This window comes from Dyadobacter pollutisoli, assembly GCF_026625565.1.
GTDB lineage: Bacteria > Bacteroidota > Bacteroidia > Cytophagales > Spirosomataceae > Dyadobacter > Dyadobacter pollutisoli.
The window spans coordinates 4,813,979-4,836,440 of sequence record NZ_CP112998.1; the positions used below are offsets into that span (position 1 = coordinate 4,813,979).

General features: G+C 44.6%; 21 protein-coding genes. 11 read left to right on the forward strand and 10 right to left on the reverse strand.

The window, feature by feature from the left end:
- Positions 1-139 precede the first annotated feature (139 nt).
- The 4 genes from ON006_RS19600 to ON006_RS19615 all read left to right on the forward strand — a co-directional run bounded on the left by ON006_RS19600 (position 140) and on the right by ON006_RS19615 (position 5,515).
- Positions 140-1,153, forward strand: a complete 1,014-nt coding sequence (locus ON006_RS19600; RefSeq protein WP_244821067.1) for an aldo/keto reductase — start codon at positions 140-142, stop codon at positions 1,151-1,153.
- A gap of 36 nt (positions 1,154-1,189) precedes the next feature.
- Positions 1,190-2,371 carry a PQQ-dependent sugar dehydrogenase gene (locus ON006_RS19605; RefSeq protein ID WP_244821068.1) on the forward strand — a complete coding sequence of 394 codons (1,182 nt, stop codon included), beginning with the start codon at positions 1,190-1,192 and terminating at the stop codon, positions 2,369-2,371.
- 160 nt (positions 2,372-2,531) lie between these two features.
- Complete coding sequence (locus tag ON006_RS19610) at positions 2,532-2,942, forward strand: c-type cytochrome (protein WP_244821069.1); 411 nt, start codon at positions 2,532-2,534, stop codon at positions 2,940-2,942.
- A 194-nt stretch (positions 2,943-3,136) separates the two neighbouring features.
- Positions 3,137-5,515 carry a TonB-dependent receptor gene (locus ON006_RS19615; protein WP_244821070.1) on the forward strand — a complete coding sequence of 793 codons (2,379 nt, stop codon included), beginning with the start codon at positions 3,137-3,139 and terminating at the stop codon, positions 5,513-5,515.
- A gap of 50 nt (positions 5,516-5,565) precedes the next feature.
- Here ON006_RS19615 and ON006_RS19620 read toward each other — a convergent pair whose 3' ends face one another.
- The 3 genes from ON006_RS19620 to ON006_RS19630 all read right to left on the reverse strand — a co-directional run bounded on the left by ON006_RS19620 (position 5,566) and on the right by ON006_RS19630 (position 9,305).
- The gene (locus ON006_RS19620; protein WP_244821071.1) at positions 5,566-7,020 is read right to left on the reverse strand and encodes a gluconokinase; all 1,455 of its coding nucleotides are present in this window, start codon (positions 7,018-7,020) and stop codon (positions 5,566-5,568) included.
- A gap of 96 nt (positions 7,021-7,116) precedes the next feature.
- Positions 7,117-7,485: a hypothetical protein gene (locus ON006_RS19625; protein ID WP_244821072.1), complete on the reverse strand. Its 369-nt coding sequence runs from the start codon at positions 7,483-7,485 to the stop codon at positions 7,117-7,119.
- 590 nt (positions 7,486-8,075) lie between these two features.
- Positions 8,076-9,305, reverse strand: coding sequence for a metallophosphoesterase family protein (locus ON006_RS19630; RefSeq protein ID WP_244821073.1), 1,230 nt, complete (start codon positions 9,303-9,305; stop codon positions 8,076-8,078).
- A 220-nt stretch (positions 9,306-9,525) separates the two neighbouring features.
- Here ON006_RS19630 and ON006_RS19635 point away from each other — a divergent pair, with 220 nt between their 5' ends.
- Positions 9,526-10,041 (forward strand): DinB family protein, encoded by a 516-nt coding sequence (locus tag ON006_RS19635; RefSeq protein WP_244821074.1) that lies wholly within the window; start codon positions 9,526-9,528, stop codon positions 10,039-10,041.
- A gap of 62 nt (positions 10,042-10,103) precedes the next feature.
- Here the strand turns inward: ON006_RS19635 and ON006_RS19640 are convergent, their stop codons facing one another.
- The gene (locus tag ON006_RS19640; protein WP_244821075.1) at positions 10,104-11,090 is read right to left on the reverse strand and encodes a glycosyltransferase family 2 protein; all 987 of its coding nucleotides are present in this window, start codon (positions 11,088-11,090) and stop codon (positions 10,104-10,106) included.
- Positions 11,091-11,307: 217 nt separating this feature from the next.
- Here ON006_RS19640 and pgeF point away from each other — a divergent pair, with 217 nt between their 5' ends.
- Complete coding sequence (pgeF, locus tag ON006_RS19645) at positions 11,308-12,084, forward strand: peptidoglycan editing factor PgeF (protein ID WP_244821076.1); 777 nt, start codon at positions 11,308-11,310, stop codon at positions 12,082-12,084.
- A gap of 70 nt (positions 12,085-12,154) precedes the next feature.
- Here pgeF and ON006_RS19650 read toward each other — a convergent pair whose 3' ends face one another.
- The 3 genes from ON006_RS19650 to ON006_RS19660 all read right to left on the reverse strand — a co-directional run bounded on the left by ON006_RS19650 (position 12,155) and on the right by ON006_RS19660 (position 13,933).
- Entirely contained in the window at positions 12,155-12,583 is a 429-nt protein-coding gene (locus tag ON006_RS19650; RefSeq protein ID WP_244821077.1) for a histone H1/H5 family protein, HCT subfamily, read from the reverse strand.
- Between the two features lie 71 nt (positions 12,584-12,654).
- Entirely contained in the window at positions 12,655-13,191 is a 537-nt protein-coding gene (locus ON006_RS19655; RefSeq protein WP_244821078.1) for an RNA methyltransferase, read from the reverse strand.
- A 121-nt stretch (positions 13,192-13,312) separates the two neighbouring features.
- Positions 13,313-13,933 carry a response regulator transcription factor gene (locus ON006_RS19660; RefSeq protein WP_244821079.1) on the reverse strand — a complete coding sequence of 207 codons (621 nt, stop codon included), beginning with the start codon at positions 13,931-13,933 and terminating at the stop codon, positions 13,313-13,315.
- Between the two features lie 698 nt (positions 13,934-14,631).
- On the opposite strand from ON006_RS19660, the gene ON006_RS32355 reads away from it, so the two are divergent.
- The gene (locus ON006_RS32355) at positions 14,632-15,222 is read left to right on the forward strand and encodes a GNAT family N-acetyltransferase (protein ID WP_374760218.1); all 591 of its coding nucleotides are present in this window, start codon (positions 14,632-14,634) and stop codon (positions 15,220-15,222) included.
- 12 nt (positions 15,223-15,234) lie between these two features.
- On the opposite strand, the gene ON006_RS19670 is transcribed toward ON006_RS32355, so the two are convergent.
- Both ON006_RS19670 and wecB read right to left on the reverse strand, forming a co-directional pair.
- A complete protein-coding gene (locus ON006_RS19670) occupies positions 15,235-15,882 on the reverse strand; it encodes an FkbM family methyltransferase (protein ID WP_244821081.1) in 648 nt (215 codons plus the stop codon).
- A 17-nt stretch (positions 15,883-15,899) separates the two neighbouring features.
- Positions 15,900-17,018 (reverse strand): non-hydrolyzing UDP-N-acetylglucosamine 2-epimerase, encoded by a 1,119-nt coding sequence (gene wecB / locus ON006_RS19675; protein ID WP_244821082.1) that lies wholly within the window; start codon positions 17,016-17,018, stop codon positions 15,900-15,902.
- A 127-nt stretch (positions 17,019-17,145) separates the two neighbouring features.
- Here wecB and ON006_RS19680 point away from each other — a divergent pair, with 127 nt between their 5' ends.
- The 4 genes from ON006_RS19680 (at position 17,146) to ON006_RS19695 (ending at position 21,139) form a co-directional block, all read left to right on the forward strand.
- Positions 17,146-18,669: a lipopolysaccharide biosynthesis protein gene (locus ON006_RS19680; RefSeq protein WP_244821083.1), complete on the forward strand. Its 1,524-nt coding sequence runs from the start codon at positions 17,146-17,148 to the stop codon at positions 18,667-18,669.
- A 127-nt stretch (positions 18,670-18,796) separates the two neighbouring features.
- Positions 18,797-19,411, forward strand: coding sequence for a class I SAM-dependent methyltransferase (locus ON006_RS19685; RefSeq protein ID WP_244821084.1), 615 nt, complete (start codon positions 18,797-18,799; stop codon positions 19,409-19,411).
- Positions 19,412-19,413: 2 nt separating this feature from the next.
- Positions 19,414-20,316 (forward strand): glycosyltransferase, encoded by a 903-nt coding sequence (locus ON006_RS19690; protein WP_244821085.1) that lies wholly within the window; start codon positions 19,414-19,416, stop codon positions 20,314-20,316.
- Between the two features lie 16 nt (positions 20,317-20,332).
- Positions 20,333-21,139 (forward strand): FkbM family methyltransferase, encoded by an 807-nt coding sequence (locus ON006_RS19695; RefSeq protein ID WP_244821086.1) that lies wholly within the window; start codon positions 20,333-20,335, stop codon positions 21,137-21,139.
- Between the two features lie 8 nt (positions 21,140-21,147).
- Here the strand turns inward: ON006_RS19695 and ON006_RS19700 are convergent, their stop codons facing one another.
- Positions 21,148-22,413 carry a nucleotide sugar dehydrogenase gene (locus ON006_RS19700; protein ID WP_244821087.1) on the reverse strand — a complete coding sequence of 422 codons (1,266 nt, stop codon included), beginning with the start codon at positions 22,411-22,413 and terminating at the stop codon, positions 21,148-21,150.
- Positions 22,414-22,462: the final 49 nt, after the last annotated feature.

A 22,462-nucleotide genomic window follows, 5' to 3' on the forward strand; every position in this document is an offset into this window, starting at 1 on the left:
GGTCGGCGGTCGGCGGTCGGCGGTCGGCGGTCGGCGGTCGGCGGTCGGCGGTAAAAAATCTCTTTGCTCATTAAAAGTTCACAAAAACTAAAAAAAAACGCCGAAAGCTGACAGCCGACGGCCGATAGCCAACCAAACTATGCTCTACCGCAAAATAGGAACCAATGCCAATCCTCAACAAAAAGACCTTGAACTGTCCGTCATTACATTCGGCGCCTGGGCAGCCGGTGGCTGGATGTGGGGCGGTACCGAAAGAAGCCAGGCTGTAAAAGCCATTCAGGAATCGTTTCATGCGGGCGTGACTTCCATTGATACCGCTCCGGTTTATGGACAGGGACTCAGTGAAGAGATCGTCGGCGAAGCGATCAAAGACCTGCCCCGTGATCAGGTTCAGATACTGACCAAGTATGGCATGCGCTGGGACCTTGAAAAAGGTGACTTTGCCATGCATAGCAAAAACAATGAAGGCCAGGACATTAACATTTACAAATACGCGGCCAAAGACAGCATTATCAAAGAATGCGAACAAAGCCTGACGCGACTGGGTACTGATTACATTGACCTGTACCAGATCCATTGGCATGACAAAACCACTCCTATTGAAGAAACAATGGAGGCAGTTTCTCTGCTGATCGATCAGGGAAAAGTGCGGTATGCGGGGGTTTGTAACTACAATGCAGAACTAATGCGGGAAGCTGCCAAATACATTCATTTGGTTTCAGATCAGGTTCCATATAGCATGGTAAAACGTGATATTGAAGCGGAACTTGTGCCTTACTGCATTGAAAATGACAAGGCTATACTCGCTTACAGCCCATTGGAACGCGGGTTATTGACCGGTAAAATGAAGCCCGGTTACAAGTTTGGCGCAGACGATCACCGCGCTTCCATTCATTTTTATAAAGATGAAAATCTTGTGAAGGTCAATGCCTTTCTGGACCAGATCAGGCCGCTGGCTGAGGAGAAAAATGCGACACTAGGACAACTCGTTTTGCGATGGACGGTGGAACAGCCGGGCATTACCATCGCATTGGTAGGTGCCAGGGATGCAGAACAGGCGCTCCAAAACGCCGCCGCAATCGATATCAGCCTGAATAAGGAAGAAATCGATTTCATTACCGGACATTTGAATGAATTGAAATTAGTTAAATAGGAAATCCAAAAATCGCACAGTTATTCACCTTAATCTATGAGCAAAAACATTCCTTTACTAAAAAAATACCTCCCGCTTGCGTTTGGAGGTCTGTTGCTAACCGCTTCGATCGGTTTGATGAGCAATAGCGGTATCACCAGTGAGACCCGTGCCGATCAAAAATTGACTGAGGCGAATTTAAAAGTAGATACTGTCGCTACCGGCCTGACGATGCCATGGGCCTCGGCTTTACTGCCAAATGGCGATCTTCTGGTTACCGAACGCGGCGGCAAGCTGCGGTTGGTAAAGAACGGTAAGCTCGACCCGCAGGAAATTACAGGTATCCCGGAGGTGCTTTACAAAGGACAAGGAGGCTTACTGGACATTAACCTGCACCCCGACTACAAAAAGAACGGCTGGATCTACATCAGCTACTCGTCACCGAAAGCGGCAGGAGAAGAAGGAGATGACGGCGGTGCGAATACTGCATTGATGCGTGCCAAACTGAAAGACCATGCTTTGACAGACATTCAGCAGCTGTTTAAGGCTATTCCAAATGTAAAAGCCAATGTACATTATGGAGGCCGCATTGTGTTTGACAAAAAAGGATATGTGTTCCTCTCACTTGGAGAGCGCGGGCAGAAAGAAAACTCGCAGAATCTGGGTCGCGACCAGGGTAAAGTGGTGCGCCTGCATGAAGATGGCAAGATCCCTACTGACAACCCTTTTGTGAAAACAGAAGGCGCCAGACCAGAAATCTGGACGTACGGACACCGCAACCCACAGGGAATGATCATCCACCCGACTACGGGCGTGATCTGGGAACATGAGCATGGTCCACAAGGCGGTGATGAGCTGAATATCATTGAAAAAGGTAAAAACTACGGCTGGCCGCTGATCACTTTTGGCATTGATTATGATAATAGCATCATTTCAAAAGACACCGCACGCGCTGGTCTCGAACAACCAGTTGTGTACTGGAAACCATCCATCGCACCATGCGGAATCACTTTCCTGACAGGTGACAAGTTTAAGGACTGGAAAGGTGATCTGCTGGTAGGTTCATTGAAATTTATGTACCTGCAGCATTTGGTTGTGAAGGGTAACAAGGTGTTGAGCCGTGAGATCATTTTCGACAAAATCGGTCGTGTGCGGGATGTACGTCAGGGTTGGGATGGTAATGTATATGTGGTTCTTGAAAACTCAGGTAAAGTAGTACGTATCAGCCCAAAAAGCTAGTTGGCGCGAAGCTCCCGCTTCGTGCCGATTATTCTCAGGCCTCTGGCCGGCTCTCGTAAAATCCAGATGGTCGGAGGCCTAAAAATACTGGATACGAAGCAGAGCTTCGCACCAACTTTTAGTAGCACGCATCAGCCAAAAAAATGAATAAATTAAAATAATGAAACCTTTAATATCTATACTTGCTGCATTCATCTTTTGCTCGGCAGTTTTCCCACAACAGGACGATGAACTGGCAAAAAGCATTGAGCGCGGAAAAATGGTGTATTCCGAAAACTGCATTACCTGCCATATGGGCGGTGGTGAGGGTATTCCTGCAACATTTCCTCCACTTGCCAAAGCAGATTATTTTGACAAAAACCCTGAAAACGCCATTAAAGCAGTCAAATTCGGTTTGATTGGCAAAATTAAAGTGAATGGTGTTGACTATGATAACATGATGCCAAATCCAGGATTGGGTAATGATGAAATCGCGGACCTAGTCAATTACATCATGAATTCGTGGGGCAATACGTCCGAAAAAAAGATGGTCACCGAGAAAATGGTGGAGGATTTAAAAGAGAAAAAGTAGATTGAGATATCTTTTCAAGAGCCGCGTGGTCGAAAGCCACGCGGCTCTTCTGTTTTGAAATTGATCGAAAACTCAGATTATAAGCCATTTGAAATTCACTATTTGAAATAAATCTAAATAAAAACTTGTATGGCAAGAATTGCGCTTCCATATTTGTCGCCGGAACAATTATTTAGACCAATTTCAAATAAAAAATGAAAAAACTTTATATTTTCATCCTATTTCTGCTTTCGGCGAGTAGTGCTTTTGCGCAGACCGGCAGGATAACAGGCCAAATACTGAGCTCGGATGGACAACCCGCTGAACAAGTTTCCGTAGGTTTGAAAGGAAGCTCAAAAGGAGCAATTTCAGACGCACAGGGGAAATTTAACATTGAAAAGGTTAAAATAGGAACACATTCGCTACTGGTCAGCTACGTCGGATTGGCTACTCAGGAAAAACAAGTTGAAGTTGTTGCAGGAGAAACCACTAATGTATTATTTACGCTTTCGGAAAGCGCGAACCAGTTGGAAGAGGTAATTGTAAAGAGCGGCAACCTTTATAAATCAGATCAGGTTTCGTCGAGTTTAAAATTAATGACACCAATTCTTGAAACTCCGCAAAATATTCAGGTTGTTACTTCACAAATACTAGCCGACCAGCAGATTATCAGCATGAGTGACGGACTGATCCGCAATGTGAGCGGTGCTACCCGCCTGGAACACTGGGGTGATATGTATGCGAATATTTCAATGCGTGGCTCTCAAATACAGGCTTTCCGCAACGGTTTCAATGTAGTAAGCTCCTATTGGGGACCATTGACAGAGGATATGAGTTTTGTGGATCACATTGAATTCGTGAAAGGCCCGGCAGGTTTCATGCTTGCAAACGGCGATCCAAGCGGTTTGTACAATGTAGTTACCAAGAAACCAACCGGACAAAACAAAGGTGAGGCGTCATTTACGACAGGAAGTTTCGGACTTTACCGTGCTGCCCTTGATCTGGACGGCAAGCTGAACAAGACTGGAAAATTGCTTTATCGTCTTAATCTGGCAGGTCAAAACAAGGGTTCTTTCCGCCCGTTTGAATATAATAACCGATACAGCGTTGCCCCGGTAGTGTCTTACCAACTGGACGACAAGACCAAATTGACCGCGGAATACACGATGCAGTACGCGAAAATGTCGGATGTAGGCTCGTATTACGTGTTCTCGCCAGAGGGTTACGCATCATTGCCACGCGAGTTTACGACATTATCCCCGGGGCTTCCTCCTAACAAAATGAAGGACCAGAGCATTTACCTAAACCTTCAACACCAGATTAATGAAGACTGGAAACTGACTGCGCAGGTGGCTTATCTCAACTATCAGCAAAAAGGCAGCAGCATGTGGCCAAACACCGTGAATCCTAACGGGACGTTGATCCGGGCGGTTGGTATCTGGGATGCAAAAAGCGAAATGACATTGGCGCAGGCATTTATCAATGGTAAAGTAACAACTGGTAATGTCACGCACAAAATCCTGGGTGGTATCGACGTTGGTACCAAAGAATACTTCGCCGACTGGTCGCAATCGCACAATCTCGATACATTAGGCCATGAATTTGACCCGAAAAACCCTTACTACTCTACTCCTGTTAACGGTTATCCGGTGTTCGACCGCACGCTGAACCTTGAAGCAAGAGCTGTTAATGGCGGTGGCACGATTGACCAGAAATATACCGGGCTTTACGTACAGGATGAGATCGGGCTTTTGGATAATAAAATCCGTCTTACATTGGCTGGTCGCTATACCAAAGTGAGTCAGTCTGCGTACGGTGGCGAGGCTCAGAAAGCGAATCATTTTACGCCTCGTGTGGGATTAAGCGTTTCGATTGATAAAAATACGTCTGTGTACGCATTGTACGATCAGGCATTTTTGCCGCAGTCGGGCAGACTTGCGGGTGGTGCGAGCGCGAAACCAATTACCGGTAACAACACCGAGCTTGGTGTAAAAAGAGATTGGGCAGACGGACGCTGGAACACAACGATTTCTATCTACCGTATTTTGAAAGAAAATGAGCTGACCTCTGATCCTAATAGTCCCCCAAATGCAGGACTAAGCATTGTATTAGGTCAAAAAAGAGCACAGGGAGTTGAATTTGACCTTCGCGGTACCATCGTGAATGGTCTGAACCTAACTGCAAACTACGCTTACACGAACTCAGAAGTAACGAAGGTTACCGAAGGTGTGACCGATGTGAAGGTGGGCGATGTGATTCCAGGTTATGCAAAACATGTCGTGAACAGTTGGCTTAGCTACAAGATCCAGAATGGCGTGCTGAAAGGGACAGGAATCTACGCTGGTTTTACCTACCTTGGCGACCGTGCTACTTCCAATTGGAGCAATTCAAACAGCAGTCTGAATCTTCCTAACTCATTCAAATTGGACGGTGGGGTTTTCTGGGAAAAAGACAAAATGAAATTGACATTGAATGTGTTCAATATCCTGGACAAATACATTTACAGCGGAGGATATTACGAGTGGCTGAATGCCTACTACTGGCAAGCTGATCCTCCAAGAAATTACAGATTAAGCCTTACTTATAAGTTTTAAACAAGGTTAGAAATAAAAAGTCCCGGTTTCATGATAAAACCGGGACTTTTTTATTGAGCCATCATCAACTGAGCTCCCTTTATGAATTTTTCACTCAAAGCATGATACTCTTTATGTACGCTGGCCTTAGCATCGAACTCCTGCCCAACGGTTGTAAATGCCGTTAATTCTGAAAATTCCTTATTCACGCCCAAGGCCTTCAACCCCATCATCGCTGCGCCTACCGCACCGGTTTCCACAGTTTCATTCAGCATCACTTTTTTACCAAAAATATCAGACAGCATCTGCACCCACACAGGGCTGCGGGCAAAACCGCCATTAGCATAAATCGTATCGATGTTCTGCATTTCCATCAGGATCTTGCCAATGCTGTACAGATTCAACAGAATGCCTTCCATGACAGCCCTCGCAAAATGTGGGCGCGTATGCTGAATGTCCAGCCCCGAAAAGCCTCCACGCACCGTCGAGCTCCACAGCGGTGCGCGCTCTCCCAGCAGGTAAGGATAGAAAATGAGCCCGTCAGATCCGGGCTTTATTTTCGATGCTTCTTTGAAAACAGTATCGTATTCCTCTTTTGGAAAAAAAGTGTTCATTAACCATTCAAAAATGACGGCACCATTGTTCGACGGTCCGCCGACAATGTAGGTTTTCTCGTCCAGCACGTAGCAAAAAGTCTGCATAAGCGGATCGGAATAGGGCTTATCAGAACAAATACGGACAGCAGCACTGGTACCAATCGTGACGGCCATAGAACCGGTCCTGATGGCACCGCTACCCAGATTTGCAAGACAACCGTCGCTGGCGCCCATGATCAGCGAAGTACCTTCGGGAAGTCCGGCCGGATTATTGGCAGGAAGCTTTTCAATGTGGTAAGGTGAAACCGCGTCTGAAAGCTTTTCAGATTTCAAACCCAGTTTTTTCAATGTGTAAGCGTCCCACTTCAGTTCGCGGATATTGAACATTCCGGTCGCGGAAGCAATGGAGTAATCTACCACAAACTTTCCGGTGAGGCGGAAAACGACATATTCCTTAATACCTACAAAACGGCTCGTACTCTTATAAATCTCAGGCTCGTTCTGTTTCAGCCACATTAGCTTGCACACCGGCGTCATCGCGTGGATCGGTGTACCATTGTGATCGTATATTTTCTTACCGATCTGAGACGAACGCAACTTGATCGCAATGTCAGAACTCCGGTTATCCGCCCAGATAATCAGGTTTGTGAGCTGCTTTCCCGCTTTATCTAATGCCAATACGCCGTGCATGGCGGCACTGAAGCTGATACCCAGCAGTTCTCCTTTGTTTTTGCAAAAATCAGTAACGATTTTGATCGTTTTGCAGGTCGCCTCGTAAATCTCGTCCGCATCTTGCTCGCTCCAATCGGGCTGAGGATGCTGCATTTCATAACCTTCACTATGCGAGGTCAGGATGGCGCCTGAAACCGAGTCGAAAGCAACTGATTTAACGTTTGTTGTGCCGATATCACAACCAATTATATAGGGCATTTGCAATTGTTTTAGTAGCATTAACACGGGCTTTCAAAAGCCAGTGCGGTGCATGAGTTCACCAAAACAAATGTATGGATTCGTCGTCAGAAAATGTCACAAAGCGGTCGCCATCCTAAGCGTTTTGGTGGCCACTGTGAATGACTTGACAAATTTGTGTTCGCCATCAGTCAGTTCAAATGTATAAATGCCGTCTTTCATGGTCGACAGATCGAAGTACTTGTGATACTTTTTATAAACAAGTGTCTTCTCTGCAAAAAGTATGTTCTTCTCTTCATCCTTGATCCTCACCAGCACGCGATCGGTTTTGGGATATTTGTAACTCATCTCAAACTGCATGGGTTTGACCTGTATGATAAAGAAATCAGAGAAGTAAGCTTCGGAGTCGTTTATTTGAACCGTCTGGGCGCTTGCACCAGCACAGGCCATCACGGCCAGGAAAAGAATTGTGTAAAAGCATTTCATTATTTCTTGAATTTAGGAGTGAAAATTTTTCAGCTACAATGTGATAGTTGAAAAATTATATTTTATTAAAATACGATTTAAAGATATATTGTATTGAAATGAGAATCAATAACCAAATATAACCCTGTATTAAAGTTATTTAAATAACAATCGTAAATCTTTGAATGGTAACATGAATATTCTCTTCTCTATGCACATTATTCAAATAATACAATTCGACCCTATTTTACGATCAAAATACCTCCAAAAGTGGCTATAACAGCATTTCCGCAAAAAAAACTACCGGGTTACTGAAACTTGACCTGTATTTATTATTTTCGCAGAATAAACGACTAAGATTAATCCATTCCGAAATGTCTGATACATCACATACCGAATCTACTTCACTGTCAAGCGGGGTTTACATTGCAGTTTTTTTAATTCTATTTGCAATTCTTGCAGTGTTTGGTGACCTGTTTATTTTTATTCTGGGAACAATAGGTCTTGTGGTGACCTTCGCAGCATTTTATAGAGATAAAAGCCACGACGCAGACCATCACTGATTGTGAATGCGACGGCTATCAGTTTTGATGCCGTGCCAGCATGAAGATTTAACGAACGGCCAGTTCTGGGATAGCATGAATTGCTTTCCACGAGAGCTCGCCGTTTTCTTTGTTTATTACCCACGATTCCTCGTAAACCCGTGTATCTTCCAGATCGAGGTACTCGGCATGTAAGGCTTCTTCTTTTAATACCAGCCGTACAAACCCATTATATCCGAGAGAATGCCTTCTGATTGTAGTGCGGATCCGGGTATCGTACAAATCAATTTTGGAAAGCTCGCCGGCATCAGGCATACCCGTTTCTACCGGCAATCCGCCGTGACCAATACAACGCCCGAAAGCCTGCAATCCTTTTCCATTGCTCGCTGCATTGTAGACAACCAGGCGATGATCATGCCCCCAAAACCATACAACCGGGCGTTTGAAGGTACCCATCAGTTTCAGAAGCTGCTCTCCGGGACGAGCGTATTCCTCCCGAAACGCCGAAATGTAGGGATGATGGCTTAGTATGACAATGCCACGCGTGTCCGTCGGATCACCCAGCCGCACCACATCACGCAGCCAGTCGACCTGCTCCTTGCGGAGATGACAGTCAGGAGGAGAAAGAATCTCGACAAATGGCCGTCCGACCGAGGTATAACCGGTATCGATTCCGATAATCCGCCAATGTTCGTTTTCCAGGCAGAAAAACCCCGCCTGCTGGGTCTTTTTCACTTCTCCATCCAGCGCGTACATCGCGGGCAGCAGGTGTTGAAAGAATGCATTGCCATTGGAATACATCTCATGATTGCCGGAAAGCGCCAGACTGCCCGACGCCCCATAGTACCACGAAGCATAAGGAGCTGTAAAATTTTCCTCTATTTCTTTCGGGCTGCCTACGAAGTAAATGTCGCCCATATGTATCGTGTAGTCAGGCGCGTACTTCGCGACCAGGTGCGCAACCTTGTCGGATTCAGCCGTATCGCTCGCCCAGTCCGAAAGCAATGCTACGCTTAATTCTTCGCGGGAAGGGATAGAAGACTGCATCTTAAAAACGCCCGAGTCACCATTTCGCGGATAGGCCTGATACGGATGTCTGGGCCCGAAACGGCTCCGAATGTAATGCCAGGCAAAGCCGAACAAATTGGTTTTAAAAAACTCCGATATGACATTGGTAACATTGGAAGTTTCCCTCACATGTTTCTCATACAGTTCCTGCTGGGTTTTGGCGTGATTCTCTGCTTCACTATGTCCAAGATCCAGGTATTTCTCAGCACGTTCCTTGGAAGACTCCGGCATTGGGCGACGATAATGTTGATGACAAGTTGTTTTGAGGTAAATAAAATAATAACCTGATGAACCACAATCATTGTCCCGATAATTTCTTCAAACTAAAAAACAAAAATATGTAACCATTTGACGGACTGGCGTTACCAATTATTTTGCCTGACAGTTGACAATAGCATTCCTTAGAACTACCTTTCGTTGAAATTTCACGACCACCAAAAACAAAAATCGAATGAAACGACTGACCATTACCTGTATGATGCTTTTTGCGGTAACTTCCGCATTTGCACAGACCTCACTTTCCAAGCAAATCGCTGATTGGGAGAGAGCTAAGACATTTACGAAGGAATATCTGGACGCTATGCCTGACGATGGTTATGCGTTCAAACCGACACCTGAGATCCGCTCTTTTGCACAACAAATGGATCACCTTGCTGACGCTAACTTCGCCTTTATTTCAGGAGCTACCGGTAAAAAAAGTCCTTTCGAAGGATCTGCTGAAAAAATGGCGGACCAGTCGAAAGCGACGGTATCAAAAGTAGTAATGGATAGCTACGATTTCGCTATCGCCTCGCTGAAAGGAATGACAGATGCGGATATGGCCAAGGACGTAAAAGTTTTTGGAATGGATATGAAAACTGGCGTAGCGTTTGAGAAAGCATTCGAACACCAGACACACCACAGAGGACAAGCAACGGTTTACATCCGCCTTAAAGGTGTGAAACCACCTCAGGAAAAATTATTCTAAAAATAAAAAAAGGGACTTTAACCAAATCACGGTGAAGTCCCTTTTTTATTTCCCCAAACTTTTTAAGCCTTGGCTTTCGATTTAAGATTATAAAGACTGAGAGCCAGAAAGCTATATATCTTCATAACAAATGGCGGTATGATGAAGTCTCTGATCACTTCTTTTCGCCTTTCACCGGAAGGCTCCGCCATCGACAGGTACTTCAATGCATACTTCACTCTCGGCCAGTATGTTTTACCGTATTCCCTCGAAAAAAGTAATTTGTAATAATAGGTAGCAATGTTCTTTTTGAGCGTTTCGTTGTACTTGTAATCCAGCTCTTTATTGATATTGGAATACAACTGGATCCTGTTGAACAAAAAGTCGGCGCCGTAATGGTTGTCCGCAAAGCTTGCCCCGCCCCTGTTTTTACGATATACAGACATTACCTCATCAATGTATCCGATCGGCCCACGCGTAGCGAACATAATGTTGCGGGGAATGTCGCCGCTTGTGGAAAGGTTTGTCCATTCCGGGTCAGGGTTTCTAGCAAAGTCTTCCCTTCTGAACATCAGACTGGACGTGGCGATAAAACAAAGCTCGTCCTCTCCTATTAGGTCATCAACCGTAAATTCCCTTTTTGTAAGCGTATTAACCAGATATGGCGGCGCTGCGTTGTCGTCAAAAATTACGCGTGCGTTATGAAAACAAGCGGAGTAATGTGGATTTGCATCCATCATTTCTACCTGTTTTTGCAGTTTGTCATTAGTAAGAAGGTAATCATCACCGTCAAACTGGGCGATATACTCACCTTTGGCGGCTGCAAATGTGGCTAGCGCGTTGAATTTCCCGTTCAGTCCCATATTTTTAGGATGAAGCAAAAGCCTGATCTGATCCGGGAAACGTTGTTGGTAGTCCTTTAAAATCGAAACTGTACTGTCTTTTGAGCAGTCATCTCCTACGACGATTTCAAAAGGAAATGTAGTTTGCTGCATCAATAGGGAGTCCAGCATTTTAGCTACAAACTTTTCGTGGTTATAGGTGACTACACACACACTCACTTTTATCATAATCACTAATTCTTGATGGAAGCTTTTCCGCTCTTGACAAATTTAAATCATTTATTGCCAATATCTGAATCCGGCTATTATCCGGCAGCATTTGTTTCGAACCTTACTTTTTACCCAAGTTAGATAACTCTATTGTAACGAAATAAATTCTCCTGAAAGTGATTAAAAAGTCATAAACATCTACATTTGAAAAATCATCAGCATTAATCACAGCCACATGGCGGAACAGAATATATTAGTAAAACAGCCCCTATTTCGCTCCCCGTCCATTTTTCGGGACATTCCCGGCCTCATCGCAGCGGAAAGTACACGACATGGCGGGGTAAGTACAGCGCCCTATCATTCGCTCAATCTCGGAGGCTCCACGCAAGACAGTCCTGAGCATGTAGTTGAGAATAACCGACGTTTTTTTGAAGCTTTAAGTGTACCATTAAATCATGTTGCCAAATCCCACCAGGTACATGGAACGGAGATACTTACGGTACGCATACCCGGCAGGTTTGAAGGCTACGACGCATTGATCACCAATGTTCCTCATGTGCAGCTCGCCGTAACCGTGGCCGATTGTACTCCTATTTTGATCTATGACACTTTCGGCAAGGCTATGGCAGCCATACATGCCGGCTGGCGCGGAACAGCCGGACAAATCGCCCGAAAAACGGTTGAAGCAATGGAAAAAGAATTCGGAACAAAGCCGGAAAACTGCCTGGCTTACATTGGTACCTGTATCGACGAATGCTCTTTCGAGGTAGGTGAAGACGTAGCTCAGTATTTTGATTCGGTACACAAGCGCTGGGATGCCGGAAAAGAGAAGTTTTTTGTAGACCTGAAACTCGCGAACAAAGATCAGCTGCTTGTGCTTGGCTTGAAACCGGAAAATATTGAAGTATCGGAATATTCGACGATATTGCACAATGCCGATTACTTTTCTTACCGTCACGAGAAAGGCCTGACAGGCAGAATGCTGGCGACGATCGGATTGGTCACCATTTAAAACACATTTAGCATAAAAGTAAAAGATTCAACCCTGATGAGTTGAATCTTTCACTTTTATCAGAAGAGGACTAAGCCCCTTCGTTAGAAACTTCTTTTTTAACTGCCTCAGCCGATACTTTGGCGGCTGGCTTGGCAGGAGTTTTAGCTGCAGCTGGTTTCGCAACGCTAGCCTCTTTTCCTACTGTTGGCTTAGTGGGAGGAACAACCGGTGGCTTCGATGAAGCGGAAGCAACCAGCGCTGCGATTTTTTCAGCTTTGCCTTTTTTGCTGTCCTTTTTGTCTTTCGACTTTGCTTTTAGCTTTTTCTCCGCATTCTTCGCCTCTTTCGCTTTCTTTTTGAGCGTTTCCTTTTCGAACTTGGCTACCTTTTTCGCCAATTTCTCAGCAGCCCTCTCGATTGATTTTTTTATTTTTTTCGACCCTGCGGAGATTGCGTCAATTTTTCCGGTAAGCGTCTCAGCAATTTCGGTCGATAACTTCTTTGTAGCGGATTTCATAAGCTGATATGTAAATATATTTAGAACCTGCAAATACTGTCTATTAAATCAGAAAGACCAAATTTTCCGTGTTATATTTCTGTTAAGTTTTTCCTGACATAGTCCCATAACACGATTCCTGCGGACACAGACACATTAAAGGAATGCTTGGTCCCGAACTGTGGGATTTCAACGCATCCGTCAGATATCTTAATAACATCGTCACTCACTCCTTCTACTTCATTTCCAAACACAAATGCGTGTGGAACACCGGGTTTGGGGTCAAAATTCTGCAATAAAACACTTCCTTCCACTTGCTCGACACACCATATGCGATAACCCTCCGCCCTCAGTTGTTCCACTGCCTCCAATGTATCAGCGCTTTTTTCCCACTCAACCGAGAGTTCAGCGCCGAGCGCACTCCTTGTGATTTCGCGATGCGGAGGCTCCTGGGTATATCCGCACAGCACTATTTTTTTTGCCCTGAAAGCATCAGCCGTCCTGAAAAACGAACCTACATTGTTCAGGCTGCGAATGTTATCAAGCACAACTACAAACGGAAATTTATCAGATCCCTTAAATTCCTCGACCGTCAGACGACCCATTTCCTCAACACCCAGTTTCCGCATTAATTATTTTTTCTTTTTAAAAATCATACTGTACCAGCATATACGCTGACGTCATTCAAAAGTAAATAAAAAATCCCTGCACCAGTCTGGGTACAGGGATTTTCCTCATAGTTCAGTTTCTCTATTTGATCTTGGTGATCAGCTCTACAATATTTTTGACGCCCAGTTTCTCAAAAATCCTGGCTTTGTAAGTACTAACGGTCGAAAGTTGCAGATTTAGTTTTTCAGCAATTTTAGCGGTCCCTAAGCCCTCCTTCAAAAGATTCATAACGTCCGTTTCACGTGGTGAAAGGCTTACGATCGGATCCGGAAGATATTCTTTTGGATTGATAAGGCGATTGATATTCATTTGCTGCATATCTTCGCTCATATACTTTTTATTGTTCAAAACACTCATTACGGCCGTTTTGAACTCTTCTTCCGGCGCATCCTTAGACAAGTAGCCGTCCGCACCAGCCTGCAGGTACATGAGGCCATATAGCTGCTCGTCATAGCTTGAGAACATTAATATTCTTATTCCAGGACATTTCAACCGGATGGTTTCAACCATTTTCGTGGTATTTCCGCCAGGTATGTTAATATCGAGTATCAACAGATCATATGACTTAACTTCAAGCTCCTGAAGTATCTTATCGAAATCGTCTACATCAGAAATGGTTGATTCCGGAATTAAAGACTTGAGGAGGTGTTTGGTGCCGATGCGCACCACTGCGTGGTCTTCAGCAATAAGTATGTGTTTCATGTATTGGATGGGTTCTAATAAATATAAAAGATCTGGGTGTCAAAGTTAAATTAAACAATCAACTTTCTGTAACGGATTGCCTCTTTCTTCAAGATCCTGATTACCAACCAGAACAATATCGTACATCCAATTTGAACTGTTTGATGAATTAACAAAAATAGTAATCAGCATTGTATTAAACATAAAAAATATCAAATTAGTATATCAATTATTTAACATTTGGCGTCATTCTAGTCGATTAATCCAAATTTCTGAATTTTAAGAGGTTACAATTCGGTGCAAACCGGTAAACTTCCAGCACTATCTATCACACACAGAGTACTGAATCTGAATGGCATAACGAGAATCTTTACGTTCGAGTAGTCGTTCAACCCGGAGCAAAATGCCCGGAACCGGGTTTCCAGCCGTTTCTCTATCTGACCTGCGCACATTTGCTCACGCAGACGACGGAAACTGTCTTTTTCTTTGCAATGTACAGGAAAACACAGAATAGCGCTGTGGCAATATTTCAATGTGCTCCTACCCCTTTAGGAGAATGGATTTCACCTCCCCGTGCGCCATTCGGAGGCATTCAATGCGCTCCCGACTGCACTGAAGAAGAAATTGGGTTTCTGTTATCGTGTATCAAAGAATTCGTTTGTCAACAATCCGGCAAGTCGCTAAGCATTAAAACCGCCCCATCGTGCTACCAGCCCGAAATGCATGGTTTACTTAGAAATTGCTTCGAAGCAGCCGCTTTTCACAGGTCGGAAACCTTTACCAGTCACTTTATCCCGGTTGATTCAAATGAATTTGCCAGGAAAATCTGTCCGGCGGAAAGAAGAAGATTGAATAAATGCATTAGAACGGGGTATAGCGTACATTCGGGTAAATGCCTGAACCTGGATGAAGCTTATCGTTTTCTAATACACTGCAGAGAACAGGCTGGCTATACGTTGCCACTATCTCTCTGTCAAATGCGCGAACTCGCCGGTCTGTTTCCTGAAAGAATGTTACTATTTAGCGTTTTCGATAATGCCGCCCTTATCGCACTTTCCGTGACTATTAAGGTTACCGACGATACCCTGTACAACTTCCTAATGGCTGACCTTATTGAATACCGGAAATACAGTCCGGTAGTTTTGCTCATAGAAACCATTTACAACTTCTGTCAGCGAACGGGCGTACGCATCATTGACCTGGGCATTTCACTCGACAAAAATGGAGATCCAAAACCAACGTTGAGCAGGTTTAAGAAAAATATTGGCGGGCAGGAATGTGAAAAGATTAGTTACCAACTTAGACTATGAGGCAATTATCGATCAGATTCCGAGGCAATTCCCGTCCCTATAAAATACGCTGGTACAAGTTTCGATTCCAACAATAGGTGCCATTCCAATAAAATCGAGTCTCCGGAAGCCTCTTTCTTTAAGATATTCCTTGGCCTTGCTATACCATTCCCGTTCTGAATTATCAAGGATCAGTACCCCATCGGCGGTAAGGTAATCCACCGCAAAATTAGCGCATTTGACCCTGTTACGACCATCCACAATAATGATATTATAGTGCTCTCCTGTGGACTGGACTGCTTTTACATAAGCGTCGCCCAATGGCTTGTCCAGCACCTTTGCATTGGAAGGAAGTTTCGGACTAATAAGTTTGATCCATTCAGTGTCATGCTCCACGGCCGTAATGTGATGCACCTGTGCCGCGTACCAGCGTGTAGAATTCCCCGAACCGTACTCAAAAACAACAAATTCAGGTTTGATCCTCGGTTTCAAAAAAAGTATAAAAGGATAAGTGTACCAAGGCAGAGGATCGCCATTGAGATCCACAGACTGTTTGGTATGATAGCTTCTAAACCAGCCATATTGCTTCAAAGCCCCGCCCATATATAATTGTACACTGCCGCCTAATCCGGTCCTATTGAGCAGATTCCATGCGCTAGTCTTTATTTTCCTCAGTATCATTCAGCAGCCTGTTTGTCTTATTTGTCACAAACGTACGAATTAATGTATTTTTCTCTCAAAATTGCAACGATCCGTTCCGCTGCTTTCCCGTCCCAACCTGCCGGTATCGTTCCTTTTTTACAGTTTCCTGCAAATATTTCCGTAGCCAGCAAACTCACGGATTCTGCGTCCGCGTTCTTCAACAGAAAGTTCGTTCCTACTTCAAAGGTCACAGGCCTTTCCGTATTTTCTCTTAATGTAATGCAGGGGACATTCAAATAAGTGGTTTCCTCCTGAATACCGCCAGAATCGGTGACTACTAATGCAGCATTTTTTGTCAGGTTAAGAAATTCAAGGTAGCCCTGTGGTTCCAAGATTTTTAGATTTTGGACATTTTCAAACTCATTTTTCAAACCGTTTATTTCAATGTTTTTCCAGGTTCGTGGATGAATAGGAAACACCACTGTTTTCAGCAAAGCAAGCCTTTTTACTATTTTCAAAATCCTTTGCAGACCCGCTTTCCCGTCAACATTAGCTGGCCGGTGCATTGTCATGAGCACATAGGATGCCGCATTCACTCCAAGATTTTTCAGTATCGGCGAACGGTCGATTGCATCTTTATAGTATTCCAAAGAGTCGATCATTACGTTACCGGTGAAGTGAATTTCATTATCAGCGACATTCTCTCTCAGCAGGTTATCCACCGCGGCTTGTTCTGTTACAAACAAATGATCCGAAACAGCGTCAGTCAGTATCCGGTTAATTTCCTCCGGCATACTCCTGTCGCCACTTCTCAACCCCGCTTCCACGTGCGCCAAGGGTACATTCATTTTGACCGACACCAAAGTACAGGCCAATGTAGAATTAACATCGCCTACTACCAGCACCAGGTCAGGCCTTTCGCTGATCAGGACTTTTTCAAATTCAACCATGATCTGAGCCGTTTGCTGCGTTTGGGTACCAGCCGCTACGCCAAGAAAGAAATCAGGTTTTGGTAAATCGAGCTGATCAAAAAAGATTCCGGACATAACGGAATCATAATGCTGCCCGGTGTGGACAATTTTCGAGATCATGTCGGGATACTGCGAGAAGGCGCGATGTAATGGCGCAATTTTGACAAAGTTAGGCCTGGCGCCTACAATATTCAGAACTTTCAAGTGTGTGTGGTTTAATTGTTGGAACAAATATAGAAGAAGCAAGGCAGATAACTAATCGCTCGCCTTCGCTAGGGTATCTAACCGTTTTTGTCTTATTTCGCCTTGTTAATAACCAAGAAAAACCTCAATGGGGATTATAGTACGTCAGGGATTCAAGAGCTCCATTGTTTCCTACATTGGAGTAGTCATCGGAATTTTCAATATCCTGATCCTCTACAATCAATATATGACCCAGGAGCAACTGGGTTTGTACGCTTCTACTCTGCTAACCTTCCCCGTTATCTACATGTCATTTGCCTTGCTGGGCGTTCCGTCAGTCGCGGTACGGTTTCACAGCAGGTTTCAGGACCATGAGTCGCGCAGGCAGCTTTTTACATTTATTATCATAACACCGCTCGTGGGCTTAGCCGCTTTTGCCGGCCTGTACCTACTTTTTAAGCCGCTTTACATAAAGGTTTACCTTGACCATTCTCCGATGCTGGTCAAGTACTATTACATTTTTATTCCTCTAACGGTAGGTATGGTTTATCTGCTGGCGCTGGAATCCTACTCCCGGATCAATCTGAGGATTGCGGTACCTTCTCTCATTCGAGAAGTGGGCCTCCGCCTGGCCAACAGTCTATTTGTGATCCTTTTTGGATACAAAGTCATCACATTCGATACCATGGTCAGCCTTACAGTAGCCAGTTACGGGCTTGCCATTATCGCAATGCTGATCTATTTATACTTTCAAAAAAGGCTTTATACTTCGCTCGATTTCGGCTTTATCAGGCACCCGGCTTTCAAAGAAATGTACCGTTATGGCCTTTGGGTTTTGCTCGGCGGGGCCAGTGCTGCATTGCTTCCGCATATCGAAAAAGTCCTGCTGCCCGCTTTTGAAGGCGGGCTCGGAAGTACCGCTATTTTCGACATTGCCTCCCGCATTGCCCTTGTCATTTCAATTCCCAGAAACAGCATTGTGATGATCAGCGCACCGATTATCTCCGAAGCTTATGCACGGAATGATATTGCGCACATTGATACCATTTATAAAAAATCGTCCCTCAATCTGTTCATTATCGGCACCTTCCTCTTCCTCGGAATTTGGTCCAATATCGATGCGATTTTCAGTATTATTCCCAAATCTGACATTTATTCACAAGGCAAATGGGTGGTGCTAATGGTCGGGGTTTCCCGCATCGCCGACATGGCCACGGGTCTTAATTCCGAGATCCTGACGAATTCCAAATTTTATCGGTACGACATTGTTTTCATGCTTTTTTTCACCGTACTCATTTTACTGAGTAGCCAATTTCTGATTCCGGTTTACGGTTACAATGGTGCCGCCGCCGCCGCATTATTTTCAACGGTTACTTATAATGTAGTGAAACTGTTTTTTATCCGTAAAAAAATGGGAATCCAGCCGTTCACCCAGGGCACTTTGAAAGTCATCGCATTGGCAATCCTGGTCTATACGATCGTTTATTTCATCCCATATCCCGCCTCAGTCAGAAGTTTACCCGCGACATTACTGGACATGGCGATCCGATCCATTACCGTAGCTGTCATTTTCGGAGGCGGAATACTAGCCTGGAATGTTTCAGAGGATATTTCCACAGGATTCAGGGCAGGATGGTCGTTCGTCAGATCCACTGTTTTCAAAGCAAAATAATGTTATTAAAAAAATCGAAAGTGGCCTTCGCTGGCAGCACATTATTTTTGCCATTTCAACTTTTGCTATCTTTGAAAAATTAAGTTTCATCCATTTCAATGAAACTGATCAATCCCAAGCATTCAAAATGTCATTTACTCAGAGAATAATCGCCGGCCTGTTCAAACAACCGCGTAGTCTTTTTCAACTCACTACCTACGACCGTACAAAACCGGTTAAAGTCGTGGTAGGCTCCATGTACTCGCTTTATAAAGGCTGGATACATACTGATATTGAGACACTTAATCTTCTGGTAAAAAGTGATTGGGAAAATTATTTTCCTGAAAATTCAATCGACAAAATCCTCGCGGAACACGTCTGGGAACATTTGACGCCGGAGCAAGGCAAGCTTGCTTTTCAACACTGCTATACTTACCTCAAACCCGGCGGATTTCTTCGTGTAGCAGTACCGGATGGCTTTAATCCAAGCGAGGAGTACATTAACTATGTCAAACCCGGTGGAACTGGAAATGGCGCCGACGACCATAAACTCCTGTATAACTATCAGATCATGTCCGGTTTTCTGACAGAAATCGGTTTTAAAGTAAAGCTTCTGGAATATTTCGATGAAAATGGCCAGTTTCACAAAGCTCCCTGGAATCCCGAAGACGGTATGATCAGGAGATCGGCCGATCATGATGAGCGTAACAAGGATGGCAAATTGGGCTATACATCCTTAATTATTGACGCCTATAAAAGCTAAAAATGAGCTCCTCAGGTACTCTTGCCCCCATTGTTTTATTCTGTTACAATCGCCCCTGGCATTTACGTCAGACCATCGAATCGTTACAGCTCAACACCCTTGCGGCAGAAAGTGACCTGATCATCTATTCCGACGGACCCAAGCAAGCGTCGGACGGAAAGCTGATCGAAGAAATCAGAAGCTATCTTTTCGGCATTGAAGGCTTTAAAAGTAAAAAAATCATTGCTTCTGAGACCAATACCGGACTTGCCGCGTCGGTGATCAAAGGCGTAACGGCTACATTGGAGCAGTATAAAAAAATAATCGTCCTGGAAGACGATATGCTGAGTACGCCCGATTTTCTTTCGTTTATGAATGAGGCTTTGGATGCTTACGAGTCGCGCCGGGACATATTTTCAGTTACCGCATATAGTCCTCCCATTTCCATACCGGCACATTACAAGCACGATTTGTTCATCGCTCCCCGCGCCAGCTCCTGGGGCTGGGGTACCTGGCTCGATAAATGGCGGCTGGCCGATTGGGACGTGCGTGATTTCGATACATTAAAAAGAGAAAAAGCGGCGATCAATGCTTTCACCAAAGGCGGCGAAGATCTGTGGCCGATGTTGGTCAAGCAGCAACGCGGGATTATCGATTCCTGGGCCATTCGATGGACTTATGCTCAGTTCAAAAACAATGCGTACGGCATCTATCCGGTTCATTCCAAAATAAAAAATATTGGTACGGACGGAAGCGGTACTAACTTTACCTTCAAAACAGGTTACTACGGCAAGGAAATGAGCCTCGAAAAAGTGGCCATTGATCCTGACATTAAACCTGATCATGCGGTCATTGAATCGTTTCATGACTACTATCACCTGCCCATTCAATTAAAAATAAAAAACTGGATCAAGTACCAGATCTGATTTAATACTGAGTAATATGTACTGGCTGCGCTACCTGTTAAAAGAACCTTACAATTCCCTCCGGACATCGGCAAACCGGGAATTTATGAGCCTATTGCTCCGGTATGGCAACAGTCGCAGGCACACTCGCACGCAGGTAACGTTTGGCAATTTCCAGCTCGAAGTCCCCGATACCATGTCGTTTTTGTGGCAGCACAAGGAAATCTTCGCGGACGATTTTTATTATTTTGAAACGCCGAACTCACAGCCCGTCATATTTGACTGCGGTGCCAATGTGGGCATGAGCGTTTTATATTTCAAAAAACTTTACCCTCAGGCCCGGGTAATAGCCTTTGAAGCCGAACCTGAAATCGCTGCGCTACTCGCTAAGAACCTGAAAGCAAACGCAGTAAATGGTGTCGAGATCATTGATAAGGCAGTCTGGATCGATGAAGACGGCATCTGGTTTGGCAGCGAAGCCGCTGACTCTTCCTCCATTTATTCCACAGCAGAAAAGAAAAAAATAGCCTCTGTCCGTCTCAAAGACTTTCTTATAAAAGAAAAACAGATTGATTTTCTCAAAATAGACATTGAGGGAGCCGAAACACAGGTACTGGCCGACTGCCGGGATGCGCTTAGTCATGTTCAAAATCTCTTCGTCGAATTTCACTCTTACATTGGAAATCCCCAGGGCCTGGCGGATGTGATGCAAATCTTTGAAGAAAGCGGTTTCCGGTATTACATTGACAGCAACCAGCACCGGCTGAAACCATTTACCAACCATCGTTATCGCGGCAACGATGTCATGGACCTGCAACTCAACATTTTCGGCTGGCGCGAATAAATAAGCGTCTACAATCTGGAATCAACACTTTCTTTGGGCAAGATTGATTTCAGGTCAAAAATAACCGAATCGGTTTTTACAAAATCCTTGAAATCCAAAGTCTGAAAAACATCATGGGCGACAGTCAGTAAAACCGCCTCATAACGGCCTGCCGGTTTGGGAATCAATGAAATTCCGTACTCAGTCGATACCTGCTCCGCGGACGCCCAGGGATCGTATACTTCCACATTCATACCAAAATCTTTCAGCTCCCGATACACATCAGTAACCCTGGTATTGCGGATATCAGGGCAGTTTTCTTTAAATGTGATCCCCAGGATCAGCACTTTGGAGCCTTCAATTTTATGGCCTTTTCTGATCAGCAGCTTCACTAGTTTGTTAGCCACAAAAATGCCCATTGTGTCATTCACCCTCCTGCCAGATAATATTACCTGAGGATAATATCCCAGCGATTCAGCCTTGTACGCCAGATAGTACGGGTCTACCCCAATACAATGTCCGCCTACCAGTCCAGGCTTGTATTTCAAAAAATTCCATTTGGTACCAGCTGCCTCCAGCACTTCGGTGGTGTCGATATCCATCCGGTCAAAAATCAGGGCCAGCTCATTCACGAATGATATATTGATATCCCTCTGCGCATTTTCGATGGCTTTCGACGCCTCTGCCACCTTAATACTGGATGCCAAATGCGTTCCCGCCTCCACTACTGAGGCATATAACTCATCCACAAATCGGGCAGCTTCCGGCGTCGATCCCGATGTCACTTTTTTGATCCTGGTGAAGGTATTGATCTTGTCCCCTGGATTGATCCGCTCAGGAGAATAGCCGCAAAAGAAGTCCTTATTGTATTCCAGGCCACTTTCCGCTTCCAGTACCGGCACACAATCATCTTCGGTGCAGCCGGGATATACGGTGGATTCGTACACGACGACATCGCCTTTTTTGAGTATCCTACCGATTGTCCTGCTTGCGTCCAGAAGTGGAACGAGGTTGGGTTTTTTATAACTATCTATCGGTGTCGGAACTGTAACGATGAAAACAGTACATGAGGATAATAACTGTGCATCCGTTGTAAAATCAAGGCCTGGCGAATTAAGCAGAATTTGTTCGGAAACTTCACGGGTTTTGTCATACCCCTGTTTCAGTTCATCAATCCGCTTTTTATTAATGTCAAAACCCAATACAGGATATTTCTGACTGAATGCCACGGCGAGCGGCAGTCCTACATAACCAAGTCCAATAACGGCAATTCTATGATCTGATAAGGGTAACATTTAAGCGTGCATGTTTTAATGACTCATAAAACTATGCATATTTAATCCT

Excerpts from the sequence above, each read along its gene's own strand:
- ON006_RS19680 (WP_244821083.1), top strand. The coding sequence starts at position 17,146 with ATGGGGATTATAGTACGTCAGGGATTCAAGAGCTCCATTGTTTCCTAC.
- ON006_RS19615 (WP_244821070.1), top strand. The coding sequence starts at position 3,137 with ATGAAAAAACTTTATATTTTCATCCTATTTCTGCTTTCGGCGAGTAGT.
- ON006_RS19640 (WP_244821075.1), bottom strand. The coding sequence starts at position 11,090 with ATGATAAAAGTGAGTGTGTGTGTAGTCACCTATAACCACGAAAAGTTT.
- ON006_RS19650 (WP_244821077.1), bottom strand. The coding sequence starts at position 12,583 with ATGAAATCCGCTACAAAGAAGTTATCGACCGAAATTGCTGAGACGCTT.
- ON006_RS19630 (WP_244821073.1), bottom strand. The coding sequence starts at position 9,305 with ATGCCGGAGTCTTCCAAGGAACGTGCTGAGAAATACCTGGATCTTGGA.
- ON006_RS19670 (WP_244821081.1), bottom strand. The coding sequence starts at position 15,882 with ATGATACTGAGGAAAATAAAGACTAGCGCATGGAATCTGCTCAATAGG.
- ON006_RS19635 (WP_244821074.1), top strand. The coding sequence starts at position 9,526 with ATGAAACGACTGACCATTACCTGTATGATGCTTTTTGCGGTAACTTCC.
- pgeF (WP_244821076.1), top strand. The coding sequence starts at position 11,308 with ATGGCGGAACAGAATATATTAGTAAAACAGCCCCTATTTCGCTCCCCG.
- ON006_RS19685 (WP_244821084.1), top strand. The coding sequence starts at position 18,797 with ATGTCATTTACTCAGAGAATAATCGCCGGCCTGTTCAAACAACCGCGT.
- ON006_RS32355 (WP_374760218.1), top strand. The coding sequence starts at position 14,632 with ATGCATGGTTTACTTAGAAATTGCTTCGAAGCAGCCGCTTTTCACAGG.
- ON006_RS19700 (WP_244821087.1), bottom strand. The coding sequence starts at position 22,413 with ATGTTACCCTTATCAGATCATAGAATTGCCGTTATTGGACTTGGTTAT.
- ON006_RS19655 (WP_244821078.1), bottom strand. The coding sequence starts at position 13,191 with ATGCGGAAACTGGGTGTTGAGGAAATGGGTCGTCTGACGGTCGAGGAA.
- ON006_RS19620 (WP_244821071.1), bottom strand. The coding sequence starts at position 7,020 with ATGCCCTATATAATTGGTTGTGATATCGGCACAACAAACGTTAAATCA.
- ON006_RS19660 (WP_244821079.1), bottom strand. The coding sequence starts at position 13,933 with ATGAAACACATACTTATTGCTGAAGACCACGCAGTGGTGCGCATCGGC.
- ON006_RS19605 (WP_244821068.1), top strand. The coding sequence starts at position 1,190 with ATGAGCAAAAACATTCCTTTACTAAAAAAATACCTCCCGCTTGCGTTT.
- ON006_RS19600 (WP_244821067.1), top strand. The coding sequence starts at position 140 with ATGCTCTACCGCAAAATAGGAACCAATGCCAATCCTCAACAAAAAGAC.
- ON006_RS19625 (WP_244821072.1), bottom strand. The coding sequence starts at position 7,485 with ATGAAATGCTTTTACACAATTCTTTTCCTGGCCGTGATGGCCTGTGCT.
- ON006_RS19610 (WP_244821069.1), top strand. The coding sequence starts at position 2,532 with ATGAAACCTTTAATATCTATACTTGCTGCATTCATCTTTTGCTCGGCA.
- ON006_RS19695 (WP_244821086.1), top strand. The coding sequence starts at position 20,333 with ATGTACTGGCTGCGCTACCTGTTAAAAGAACCTTACAATTCCCTCCGG.
- ON006_RS19690 (WP_244821085.1), top strand. The coding sequence starts at position 19,414 with ATGAGCTCCTCAGGTACTCTTGCCCCCATTGTTTTATTCTGTTACAAT.